Origin of the sequence: Hafnia psychrotolerans, assembly GCF_014639435.1 — a bacterium.
In the GTDB taxonomy this organism is placed as follows: domain Bacteria; phylum Pseudomonadota; class Gammaproteobacteria; order Enterobacterales; family Enterobacteriaceae; genus Ewingella; species Ewingella psychrotolerans.
This window is the reverse complement of the sequence record NZ_BMFZ01000002.1, coordinates 245,922-258,496: the sequence shown is the minus strand read 5'-3', so window position 1 is coordinate 258,496 and position 12,575 is coordinate 245,922. Positions and strand designations below refer to the sequence as shown.

Below are 12,575 nucleotides of genomic sequence, written 5' to 3'. Positions count from 1 at the left end.
TTACTGCGGGGAGAAAAAGAGATGGCTGATTTAGACGACATCAAAGACGGTAAGGATTTTGGCATTGGCACGCCGCAAACCAACAGCGCGTTTTTCCTCAAAGGCAGCGGTGCGCTGGACTGGGGTATGCAGTCGCGTTTGGCGCGGATCTTCAATCCTGCCTCCGGGCGCACCGTGATGCTGGCTTTTGATCACGGTTATTTTCAGGGGCCGACTACCGGTCTTGAACGTATCGACATCAATATTGCGCCGCTGTTTGCTCATACCGACGTGCTGATGTGTACGCGCGGTATTCTGCGCAGTGTCGTGCCGCCTGCGGTGAATAAACCTGTCGTGCTACGGGCTTCCGGCGGTAATTCGATTCTGGCGGAACTGTCGAATGAAACGGTGGCCGTGGCCATCGAAGATGCGCTGCGTCTGAATGTCGCGGCGATGGCCGCGCAGGTGTATATCGGGAGTGAATATGAGCATCAGTCGATCAAAAATATTATTCAACTGGTCGATCAGGGTACGCGCTATGGCATGCCAACCATGGCGGTTACTGGCGTCGGTAAAGATATGGTGCGGGACCAGCGTTACTTCTCGCTCGCGACACGTATTGCCGCTGAAATGGGCGCGCAGATCATCAAGACCTATTATGTCGATAGCGGTTTTGAGCGCGTCGCGGCAGGCTGTCCGGTACCAATTGTGATCGCCGGCGGTAAGAAGTTGCCGGAGCGTGATGCGCTGGAAATGTGTTTCCGGGCGATCGATCAGGGCGCCTCCGGTGTGGATATGGGGCGAAACATCTTCCAGTCGGAATCGCCTGTTGCCATGCTCAGGGCGGTCCACGCCGTGGTGCATGATAACGCCCGCGCCGACCACGCTTATGAACTGTTTCTTAACGAAAAGGGGTGAATCATGGAAGTGACACTGGTTGAGATTAATGTCCATCAGGACAAGGTTGAAGAGTTTCTGAAGGTCTTTCATGCTAACCATTTAGGGGCGCTTAAAGAGCCAGGGAATCTCAGGTTTGATGTATTACAGGACGAGCAGGAGCCGACAAGATTTTATATCTATGAGGCCTATGTCGATGACACGGCGGTCGCGGCACATAAGAAAACACCACATTATCTCCAGTGTGTTGAGGCGCTGGAGGGGATCATGACCGGACCCAGGAAGAAGACCCAATTTAAGGCGATATATCCTTAAAAGGGTCTGGGGTTAATCCGACACCAGTGCTCTCTCAGGCTGCAACACGGGCAATGACTGTTTGGGTAATGTGCGCAATATTGTGAGAAACAGTGTATCCGCACATTACCCTGAGTGAGGCGTCAGGATCAGAAGTAAAAATTGATTCCACCCGCGAACAGCCAGTCATTAGTCCCTTCTTGCTGCAATTTTCGTTGGTGGCGTATTTGCGTCGTGAGCGCGATATCCTGACTCAGTTCCAGCTTAGCTTCGGTTTTGATATTCAGGTTGTCGCCGCCATTACCGGTGCGGAAAGCATCGCTTTGCTGACCATCACCGATCGTCACTTTCCCTTTCCCTGATGGGCGCATGGCGAGGCTAACATCGGTGCCCAGGCGTAAGGTGCCCAGTCGATTTAGTGGCAGTGTGTAATCATATGCCAGCCCGCCAATCCAGGCTTCCCGGCGTTGTTGCTGATAATTGACCCGCGTATTATCGACATCGGTGAAGCTTTTAACCTGCATCTGCTGATGGCGATAACCTGCATAAGGGCGGAGACGATGTGCGCCGAAACGCAGGTTTTTTCCGCCTTCAATCTCCGCAAAGGTCTGCTTAACATGGGGTGAGGCGACCTTGCCGCGCAGGTTGGTGGTTATGTCGCCTTTCGACCAGCCGTAACCGGACAGCAAGTTAAGGTAATAATCCTCATCGTGCCAGGAAACCATCAGATTCACCGCGTTGGAATGGAAACTCCCCTGACTGTCACCATCGACAGCCTCAGGCGTAAAGGTTGTATCGCCTTTGGAAAAAGCACCGCTCACGCTCAAAGATTGTCCCTCATTTTGCCACGAGGCCAGATTGGCGCCCATCATCCAGCCTTTATCGCGACTTTTGTAGTTGTAGCCGTATTGCATAAAACCATTGCCGGACTGATAGTTTTCTTCACCCCGATAGCCAAACAGGAAGAAGCTTGAATGGCCTTCCAGTGAGGCATCCAGTGCACTTTCTTTAAACAGTATGGTGCGCTGCTCGTCGGCGCGGAATAATGCCGAAGGCAAAGAGATATAGCTGGGAACCTGAGGTGTTACTGCGCGGCGTACTGGTTTGACAGGCTGTGGTGGGCTGGCTGCCGGTGTTTCATCCGGCACGACGGCGGGTGCTTCATCCGGCACGACGGCGGGTGTTTCGTCCGGCACGACGGCGGGTGTTTCATCCGGCACGACGGCGGGGGTTTCATCCGGCACCGCAGGGGTTGAATTGCCTCCTTCAGATAACATGATGTTTTGCAGACGATAATCCCAGTACTGATCGCCTGTGCCGCTCACGTCACGCTCACGCTCAGCCGATTTACCCGGCGCAAAGGCATACAGGCCGTAGGCCCATGCACCACGAGCCATATAGTTGCCAGCCAGCGCGAAGCTGTCTTTAGTTGATTGACCGCCCACCTGAATAATCGAGACACCTTCGGTGTTATCAGCGATGCTGTTCTGATTGATATCGCTGTCTGTCCACGGGCTTTGGCTGCTCACGCTGACCAGGATTGGCTTGTCGCCAATGACGTCGCCATCGACTAACAGTTTATCCGTCGCCGTGCGGCTGAAGTCACTGTTCAGTGCCACATTAACCGTGCCGGTAGTGTAGAGAGAGCCGACACGCAGCGTCGCGTATTGGGCTGTATTGGCGAACAAAGCGCCAGGATAAAGGGTTGACTGATCCGCCGCATAAAGATCCTGCAGTGTGCCACTTCCCGCGAGGACGGTGCCGGAGGCCATCTTTACCGGTGAGCTGACATTGCCATTTAGCGCCAGCGTGCCCGCCCGTAGCTCGGTATCCCCGGTGGTGGTGATATCACCATCAACTTGCAAGGTGCCTTCACCCGTTTTGATCAGCTGGCCGTTACCACTGACATCGGCGGTGATCATTGAGGACAGGCCTGCTACGGTGCTGTCTCGTTCGACAATATCCGCTTTTAGCAGACTGTTGATCCCGGTCAGCACAAGGTTGCCGGACAGCGCGGCATGGGCGTACAGATTGAGGATGGCACCTTCATCGACGGTGGTATCTGCACTCAGTTCAGCATGATCGCTTACTGTCAGTGTTGCCCCCGTCAGTACTTTTGCCGTATCGGCAAGGTAGGAGTGAAAACGCCAATCGTCGGCGTATAACACATTGCCAGCATGTAAGGTTTGCTCACCGGAGAGAACCAGCTCACCTTGTTTAACATTAAGAGCCTGCACATCCGCTCCGCCAGACAACGTAGCGCGATACGCGCTGTCAGACGCGTAATACGCCAGGTTGAGTTTGCCGCTGTTCTGTTCGCCGATGTGGCCCAGGAAGTTGAAACCCTTGCCGTAGAGAGTGATGGACGATGTTTGAGCCCGATTGCGGTTAACCAGCGTCGCACCATTATCATTATGATTAATTTCCTTGAAACTCAAGTGGGTACCATTGAGATCCAGCGTGCCTCCGCGGTAGCCGAACTGAATGTTTTTAGTCGCCACCTGGTCTTTATCACTCAGCACCACCACAGGGCGTCCGCTGACCAATGTGACCGTAGAAAAAGCCTGCTTTAAACCGTTTTCATCCGCCTGTTGATCCAGGATGACCGTGCCGTCGCCGACATTTAAGCGCCCCCCGTTCACCCCGTTAGCATTGACATGTAACGTACCTTCCCCAATTTTGTGCAGGGCATCGCCAGCCAGGCCATTGACCTGCCACAGTACGGTCTTGCCCGCATCGACGTCGATTCCGCCGCCGACCCAGGTGTTATTCTGACCATCAGTAGAGGTCACCCGATAGTCATTTGAGAATTGTAATTTTGCGGCGCCGTGGTTGATGGATTGATCCAACACGAGAGTTCCACCCTCACCGTTAAAACGCAGATCTTTGGTTGCATCCAGCGCATTGTTCGTCGCATCGCTGGGTAATAGGGCCTCCACGCCATGCCATGCCCAGCTATTCTTTCCCTGGGTAATCGCGTCCTTATTCCATGAAATAATGCCGTCAGTGCGTATGTCAGTCACATCCGGATCCGTATTGGCAGTGATAACCTCAGAAACAAACTTATCCTGAATGAATAAGTTATAGGTTCGCATGTTATACGGAGGCGTACCGGAACCGGAGGTGGTAACACCCACTAATTTCCATTTTTTTTCATAATTATCATAAACAAACAACGGGCTTCCGCTATCGCCACCTTGAGCTGCGCTATCAAATATCTGCACCTTTGGGTCGTCAGGGCTGTAGTTATACCAACGCAGACGCCAGCTCTCAAACGTTGGATTGGTCATCATTCCGCCGCTTTTCCAGCTGTAAGCGGACGCAACCTGCATAAGTTCCTGTGTTTCTGCATTAACCTGTAGTTGCGTACCGGCTCCGGCACGTGCATACCAGGTATAACGGTCTGGATTCGCCGCTAATTGAGTACCGACAATCGAGGGGACAGGGGATGCTTCGGTGACCACTTTATTCAGGCGCGGCATATGAAAGTCACGTGCGGAGTATTCGTTACGATTAATTAATTTATAGGATGTTTTGTATTTAGCATTATTGCCGAAATCGACGGATTTATAACCCCCATTATGTTTCACGCCCACCAGATAAGAAGGGGAATATAAAGTGGCATAACCGCCGGATACAATGGCACCAAAATCGGGCATCGGGAAAGCGATCGTACCGGCAGAAGTCCCGTCGATTTTGAAAACTTCGATATTTTTTTCACCAACGCGATATTTCCCAAGATTTTCGGCGAAATCACGATAGTCCTGAACCGAGACGTCTTCGCGCATAATGCCCGCAATCAGGGAGGTTGACGTAAAAAATCCACAACAAAATATGGCAAGATACTTGATCTTCATTTAAGTCCCTTTAAATTTATAAACATAAAGCAATAGCTATTAACAACCTGTTAATATTTATGGAATCCGATTCCAAGAGGGTGTATTTACCATGAAAATGAGGGTGGGTCATCTGTCATGACATCCATACTTGATCTCATTCAGACTTATTTTAATAAAATATAGGTTTTGTTTAATTAAATAGACTTAGGAATGATAGTACCCTGAGTGACGAATAACCTGGCGGGTGCCAATCCCGGATAAGAATAATCCAATGAGCAATCTTGCCGTGTGTTGGTTTTAACTAAGATGAGGACCGGTTTACTCCACGCAGCATGCGTAGCAGTCGTCGGGGTAACAGAGAGGAGTTTGTGTTGTCAGGATATTGCCATGCATAGACAACATCACCGCCAGAGGAGATGATGTTGTTGTGATCAAGCAAAAACAGTTATTAGCCAACATTCGCTAAAATATTATTGAAAAAGTTTTCTGTCTGGATTGAGTCATGTGTCGCACCGTAGAGCGCTCCACCCACACCGCCAATAATAATTCCCAGGGATACACCGACTGCTTGCCCTATACCAAAGTTCAGGATGCTCAGGCCACCCCATTTCCCGGCGCTAAGAGCATAGCTAGTGGCGCCAATAACAGCACCCTCAAAAGCAGCCTGGACACTCGCACCGCTTACTTGTTCAATTTGGTCAATAGAAAGTTCTTTCATGATAATTAGTCCATTAATTTTAAATAAAAATGACGCACTAAAAGTGCGAAAGCGAAAAGCCAAGCTATCACTTTCAGCAAAAAAAAATATAGTATAAGTACTAAATTTGTATTGAATTTTCTGGCGCTAATGCGCTCCCTGGGTATATCAATCGATAAATTTTTATATTGATGGTGCCAGTCAATACTTTTTAAGTGGGTGAAAATGACTCGCCATCCATCCATAGATGAAGGTTGTTGATCTTTTGAGTGTTGTATAATAATGCTTTCTGTGAAGTGTTTTTATAGGTAAGTGAGGTTTTATTTTCTTGGTGTTTTCTGTTAGCGGTTATAGGAAAAGGGCTTCGTGATTTAATGCATCACGGTTGGTGTCGTTTTATTCTCAACGAAGACAGTTAATTCAATATCTGATGAGGTGAGGGGCCTTGATTAGAATAACCAAGGCTGTGAATAAATTTTGGGTCTCTGAGCTCGTTGCGATAAAAATCATTGAACTCAGGACCTTATTTTTAAAAACATCAATGCCAGGTGCCAACGCTACAATGTCTGTGCAGATTATTTGGCACCAAAACACGCATTAAGTCCTGCCTGAGTGTCTTTGCTTGGTAGGCCAGGCATTGTTTTGTCGGCGATAAGTGTGACACCAGTGTCAACATACCCAGACACTTTTTTGCCGTGTTTGGCGTAGGCGACGGCGGCATCAACGCCCATCGCTGCCATCGTGAGAGGATATTGCTGGGCTGTCGCCGCAATTTTTCCTTCGCGAACGTTATTGACTCCCGCACACCCGCCATCAACCGACACAATCATGGCATTTTTTTCTTTACCTGCTTCCTGTAATGCTTTGTAAGCACCTGCTGCAGCAGGTTCATTGACGGTATAGACAAGGTTGATATCAGGATGTGCTTTCAGGCAGCTTGCCATGACCTCGTAACCTTGTTTTTCCGCCCCTTCCGTAAAGCCAGAGCAGACTATTTCGGTGGCGGCAGATAAGTCACTGGAGTCGGCGCCCACAGCTTGCAGTCCCAGACCTTTCATAAAGCCATTGTGTCGTCTTGCCCCCACTAAATGCCCTGCTGATAAGTCCAGCATAGCTATTTTTAAGGGTTGTCCCGAAAACCGTAATGGCATCGCGGCCTGGGCATATTGGCCAATCAATTCGCCCGCTTTGTAATTGTCCGTAGCAAAGAGTGCATCGACCGCACTGATGGGATCCGTCGGCGAATCGAGAGCAATGATCTGAACACCTTTTGCTCGTGCCTCATCCAGTGCTGGCACAATGGCTTTAGCATCGCTGGGGGTGATAAGGAGGGTAGTGGCCCCAGCCGACACCATGGATTGGATTGCCGTTATCTGCGTAGGGTAATCGCTATCTTCTTTACCCGCGGCGGTGAGCAGTTTCACACCATGCACTGTAGCGCCAAGCATGGCCCCTTCTTTCATTTTCAAAAAGAAGGGGTTGGTGTCTGTCTTGGTAATCAGCCCGATGGTAATACTCTCGTTGCTGCCGGCTAACGCTGTTGAACTCAGCATGACTGTCGCCATGGCAAAAGTGTAGAAAATTTTCATTTCAATACCTTAGCGAATCGCCGTTGCAGTGATATTTCCCGCGCGTGAAATATCAAACGCAGAGATTTCTTCCAACAAGATGTAAGCCTGCTGTTTGAGGCTTTCGGCTGCCGCTGCACTTTGCTCAACCAGCGCGGCGTTCTGTTGCGTTGCCTCATCCATATGGACAACCGCTTTGTTAACCTGATCGATTCCCGTGTGCTGTTCGCTTGAAGCCAGTGTGATTTCAGCCATAAGATCGTTGACACCTTTAACGGCATTAACCACTTCCTGCATGGTGCTGCCCGCTTCATCAACCAACTTAGACCCTATATTTATCCGCTCGACGGACTCGCCAATCAGGTTTTTAATTTCCTTTGCAGCAGTCGCGCTGCGTTGTGCCAGGGTGCGCACTTCGCCCGCCACCACGGCAAAACCCCGGCCTTGCTCACCGGCCCGCGCCGCTTCTACTGCGGCGTTAAGCGCCAAAATATTAGTCTGAAAAGCGATGCCTTCAATGACAGTAATGATCTGCGTCACTTTGCCTGAACTGTCGGCAATTTCATGCATTGTGCTCACCACGCGTTCGACCACGCTGCCGCCGCGCTGCGCCACATGTGATGCATTCGTTGCCATCAAGTTCCCCTGATGCGCGTTGTCAGCGTTGTGTTTAACGGTGGCGGTTAGCTCCTCCATACTGGCAGACGTCTGCTCGAGTGAAGAGGCCTGCGCTTCTGTGCGGCGACTCAAATCTTCATTACCCTGGGTGATCTCGGTTGAAGCGCTTACGATACTCTCAGCCGAGTTGGCGACCTGATTAACGAGCTGGCGCAGTTTCTCCTGCATCTGGCCAATCGCGGCCAGCACACTATTTTGTGGTGCGTCGTTTGCGCCTTTAACCTGACTGAGGTCACCTGCGGCAATGCGATGTACGACCTGACCTAACACTACCGGCTCTTCTCCCAAAGCACGGAACAGAGAACGGATAATAATCCCGCCCAAAATAATGGCCAGCGTCAGCGCGACTAAGCTGATAATGATGAAAATGAGTCGGGTTTGCTGATAAGTGTCTTGTGACGTATTCAGACTTTCTTTGGCACGTGCTGTGCTGTATTTGAGATATTCATTGGCCGTGTTAAGTAAAAGGGTCAACTGAGGCCGTAATTCACGGTTCATCCGGTCGATCGCTTCAGCTTTCTTTTCTTCAAGGGCCAAATCGACAATGTGTTTAGCAATAGGCCGATATTCCTCTTCAGCATGCGCAATCGCAGCCACAAATTGCCGGTCCTGGTCGGTAACGTCAGAGTGCTGTTTAATGGCCTCCTGCAATTGGGTTAGCGCGACAGCGGTTTTCTCTTCAGCGGCGGCAACTTGTTTTTTACCGGCTTCGATATCAGCAGCTTCGCTGACCAATACCAGGCCGTAAATACTCAGCGAGCTGTCTTTGACACCACTAAGGATTAAGTTAACCGACGATTCACGGGCAGAAACTTGCTGCACATGATTCTTGAATCTGTTGTTGGCCTGACTCAGGGAGTTAATAGAGAGCAGGACGACAGCAAGGACAATCGCAACTAAAACGCCAAACCCCAGAGTCAGTTGGGTTCGCACGGTGGTATTTTTAAAATGCATAGATTTAACTCCCTGAAATTGTCATTAAAAAGGTAGGCCAACCACCTTGGAAAAATCATTCAACTTTATGTTTTTAATGCTTTTTTGTGACATTCTCTTTTTATGCAAGGGCATGAAAATTCACCGAGAGACAATGCGAGTTGCTGGTGGCGATTGATAGACTCACTGACTAAGTCATCGGCTCTTCAGCGTGAAAACTTGATAGCCAGCGGTTAGGGTCTGTTCGATTTTTAGTAAAGTGTGATGGGAGTCAAATTTTTGCGGCGTCAGTACATCGTCTGAAAGGAACCTGTATCAGGATGTGTCGCCTGTGATGTGGCGAAGTCAGGACGGTGCTGCCCTGAGACTAAACTATTTTACATTTCCCCAACAATTTTCCCTCTCTTTGCGTGAAAAGACTTTGCAAAACAGGAAGGTTTTTACCATTCTTGTTTCAGGTCTTTGTCCGTACTCAACGCTGGAACCATCTTGCAAAACATCAGAGTCTCTGTGCAGCACGCATTGGATCGCACTAAGTGGTATCACAAACGGCGTTCTTACCGTGTGTTGTTCTGGCGAGAAATCACGCCTTTGGCCATACCGATATTTTTCGAAAATATGTGTGTATTGCTGATGGGTGTCCTCAGTACTTTTCTGGTCAGTTGGTTGGGCAAGGAGGCGATGGCGGGAGTCGGCCTGGCAGACAGCTTCAATATGGTGATCATCGCTTTCTTTGCGGCGATAGACCTTGGGACCACGGTCGTGGTGGCTTTCAGCCTGGGTAAACTCAACCGTAAACGCGCCCGATCTGCTGCCCGCCAGTCTCTGGTATTAATGACCGGTTTTGCGTTTCTGCTGGCGCTTGGCATCGAGTTTGCCGGGACGCACATTGTCGATTTGATTGCCGGCAGTGCCGAACCGCAGGTCAAAGCCCTGGCCCTCAATTATCTCACCATCACGGCCTGGAGTTACCCCGCAGCGGCCATTGCACTGATCGGCTGTGGTGCCTTGCGTGGCGCTGGCAATACCAAAATTCCGATGCTGATCAACGGCGGCATGAATATCCTGAATATTATGATCAGCAGCGTGCTGATTTATGGTTGTTTTGGCTGGGGTGGACTGGGTTTTACCGGTGCGGGATTGGGGCTAACCATCGCCCGTTATATCGGTGCTGCCGTGGTCATTTATGTGCTGATGATTGGCTTTAACCCGGCGCTGCGTATTCCGCTGAAAAGTTATTTCAAGCCGCTCAATATCAGTGTTCTGATTGAAGTGCTGAGTATTGGTGTGCCTGCCAGTATTGAATCGGTGCTGTTTAACAGCGGCAAGTTGTTAACGCAGGTTTTCGTGGCCGGAATGGGGACTGACGTTATTGCCGGGAACTTTATTGCGGCGTCTATCGCCTCAATGATTAACCTGCCGGGTAACGCACTCGGCTCAACCTCCACCATTATTGTCGGCACACGCTTAGGCAAAGGACAAATGGGGCAGGCTGAGCATCAGCTCAAGCATATCTTTTGGTTGTCTACTATCGGCTTGTGCGCGCTCTCACTGCTCTCAGTGCCGCTGGCCGGTGTGTTGGCTTCGTTTTATACCAAAGAAGATGACGTGATTCACGTGGTCAAAGTCCTGGTGTGGCTCAACGCCGCATTTATGCCTTTCTGGGCGGCATCATGGGTACTTCCTGCAGGGTTAAAAGGGGCGCGTGACGCACGCTTCACCATGTGGATATCACTGCTGAGTATGTGGGGTGGTCGTATCGTGGCAGGTTACACCTTGGGTGTGGTGCTGGGCTTTGGGGTTGTAGGGATCTGGCTCGGTATGTGTCTGGATTGGATCATTCGCGGCGCTTTCTTTTACTGGCGTCTGGCGAGCGGGAAGTGGTTGTGGAAATACCGTTAAGTTTAGCCAGCTAAATAATGTGACCTTTGGATTTTGCCCGGTTTTCAGGGAAAAGGTCACCAATAACGCCTGGCGATATTAAAGCGTATTCTCATTGTTATCGTTAATCCGCCTGGCTGATCAGTATTTATATTTAAATAAAATGCTTTGTTTAAAATGACAATGACTTTGTTAAGAAGGACACCTCATTGAATACCTTATTTAAAGGGTTGGCTTGTTGCGCACTCTTTCAGTGCCTGATTGTCACGCTGTAGTGCGTGTGATTAATTATTCCAACTTTTACCCCTTCCTCAATCAGCATTCTAAAGTTTATTTTTTAGCGGTTAGACTAATAACCCTCATTTTTTGAGTCGATAAAATAGCAGTATCGTAATTGGCCTGAATATTGCTTTATTTTCACTGTTGCCCCAACGACGTGGTAACTCCTTAATTTGATAACTGACAATGACGTCAGCTTATGCCCATTTTTTTACCCATTTCCGGTTCCCGGAAACACTTATTCCCCCAAAGTCCTATAAAACTATTTGCTGAGGATGCTATGGCTATTACTCGTCGTTCATTCATTAATAACACGGTGTTGTCTGCTGTTGGTTTGGCTGCGACTGGCTTACCTAAATTCGGTTTTGCGGCCGACAGCAACGGGCCGATTAAAGTCGCCACTATCCTCGATCTATCGGGCGGATTAGATATTTATGGTAAGGCGATGTCTGATGCGATCAATCTGGCGGCAGAAGAGATTAACACCTCGGGGGGATTGTTGGGGCGTCCCTTGCAGATGATCAATTACGATGCGCAATCCAGCATGCAGCTGTACGCGCAATATGCTCAGCAGGCGGCATTAAAAGATCAAGTCGCGGTGGTGCATGGCGGTATTACTTCGGCTTCCCGTGAAGTGATCAGGCCGGTGTTGGACCGTTTCCGCACACTCTATTTTTATCCTGCCCAGTATGAAGGCGGTGTCTGCGATAGAAACTATTTCTCATCGGGCTCGACGCCATCACAGACGGTAGAAAAACTGGTGCCTTACGCCATGAAAAAGTGGGGCAAGAAAGTTTATATTCTGGCGGCCGACTATAACTACGGGCAAATCGTTTCTGCCTGGGTGAAGAAATATGTCCAGGATAATGGCGGTGAAGTGATGGATATTGAATTCTTCCCGTTAGATGTCACCGATTTTGGCGCTGCTATTTCTAAAGTGCAGAAGGCCAAGCCGGATATCGTCTGGTCAGCGCTGGTCGGCGGCGCGCATCTTTCTTTCTATCGCCAGTGGCACGCATCGGGCATGACAGGAAAAATTCCTATTGCTTCAACGGTATTCGGCAGTGGTAACGAGCACATTATTTTGTCGCCAGAAGAAAGCAACGGAATTCTGGTTTGTGCCAACTATATGCAGGAGATCCCGACGCCGGACAATGAAGCCTTTGTTAAAAAATTCAAAGCCAAATACGGCAAAAATGCCCCTTACGTGCATGACCTTGCGATGGGGGCTTATCAGGGAATGTTGTTGTGGGCTGCAGGAGTGCGTAAAGCCGGTGATATTGACCGCATGAAAGTTATCGCTGCGCTTGAAACCGGGATTTCAGTGGCCTCGCCAAGCGGAAAAGTCACGGTCGATCCGCCAACCCATCACTGCATCCTGGATGTGCATATCGCAGAGGTTCAAAACCATGAGATGAAGATCCTGGAGTCCTACTCCCAGCAGGCCCCAGCGGATACCGCCATGGTGTGCAATCTGCAAAAAAATCCCCGAGATAATAAACAGTACCAGATCAAACTTTAACGGGAGTC

Annotated in this window: 8 protein-coding genes; 4 read left to right on the top strand and 4 right to left on the bottom strand. The window is 49.7% G+C overall.

All coding sequences use genetic code 11. The annotated features are described in order from the left end of the window. Window positions 1-21: 21 nt before the first annotated feature. Both lsrF and lsrG read left to right on the top strand, forming a co-directional pair. Entirely contained in the window at window positions 22-897 is an 876-nt protein-coding gene (gene lsrF, locus IEV89_RS04340; RefSeq protein ID WP_188470787.1) for a 3-hydroxy-5-phosphonooxypentane-2,4-dione thiolase, read from the top strand. Between the two features lie 3 nt (window positions 898-900). Next, window positions 901-1,191 carry a (4S)-4-hydroxy-5-phosphonooxypentane-2,3-dione isomerase gene (lsrG, locus tag IEV89_RS04335; RefSeq protein WP_188470784.1) on the top strand — a complete coding sequence of 97 codons (291 nt, stop codon included), beginning with the start codon at window positions 901-903 and terminating at the stop codon, window positions 1,189-1,191. Window positions 1,192-1,319: 128 nt separating this feature from the next. On the opposite strand, the gene IEV89_RS04330 is transcribed toward lsrG, so the two are convergent. The 4 genes from IEV89_RS04330 to IEV89_RS04315 form a co-directional block, all read right to left on the bottom strand. Continuing rightward, window positions 1,320-5,027 carry a S6 family peptidase gene (locus tag IEV89_RS04330; RefSeq protein WP_188470782.1) on the bottom strand — a complete coding sequence of 1,236 codons (3,708 nt, stop codon included), beginning with the start codon at window positions 5,025-5,027 and terminating at the stop codon, window positions 1,320-1,322. A gap of 430 nt (window positions 5,028-5,457) precedes the next feature. After that, a complete protein-coding gene (locus tag IEV89_RS04325; protein WP_188470780.1) occupies window positions 5,458-5,727 on the bottom strand; it encodes a hypothetical protein in 270 nt (89 codons plus the stop codon). 554 nt (window positions 5,728-6,281) lie between these two features. Further along, a complete protein-coding gene (locus IEV89_RS04320; protein WP_188470778.1) occupies window positions 6,282-7,295 on the bottom strand; it encodes a substrate-binding domain-containing protein in 1,014 nt (337 codons plus the stop codon). Between the two features lie 9 nt (window positions 7,296-7,304). Next, on the bottom strand, window positions 7,305-8,906 hold the full coding sequence (locus IEV89_RS04315; protein ID WP_188470776.1) for a methyl-accepting chemotaxis protein: 1,602 nt from the start codon (window positions 8,904-8,906) through the stop codon (window positions 7,305-7,307). A 468-nt stretch (window positions 8,907-9,374) separates the two neighbouring features. On the opposite strand from IEV89_RS04315, the gene IEV89_RS04310 reads away from it, so the two are divergent. Next, window positions 9,375-10,787, top strand: a complete 1,413-nt coding sequence (locus IEV89_RS04310; protein ID WP_229746370.1) for an EmmdR/YeeO family multidrug/toxin efflux MATE transporter — start codon at window positions 9,375-9,377, stop codon at window positions 10,785-10,787. Between the two features lie 538 nt (window positions 10,788-11,325). Next, window positions 11,326-12,567: an urea ABC transporter substrate-binding protein gene (locus IEV89_RS04305; RefSeq protein WP_188470772.1), complete on the top strand. Its 1,242-nt coding sequence runs from the start codon at window positions 11,326-11,328 to the stop codon at window positions 12,565-12,567. Window positions 12,568-12,575 lie beyond the last annotated feature (8 nt).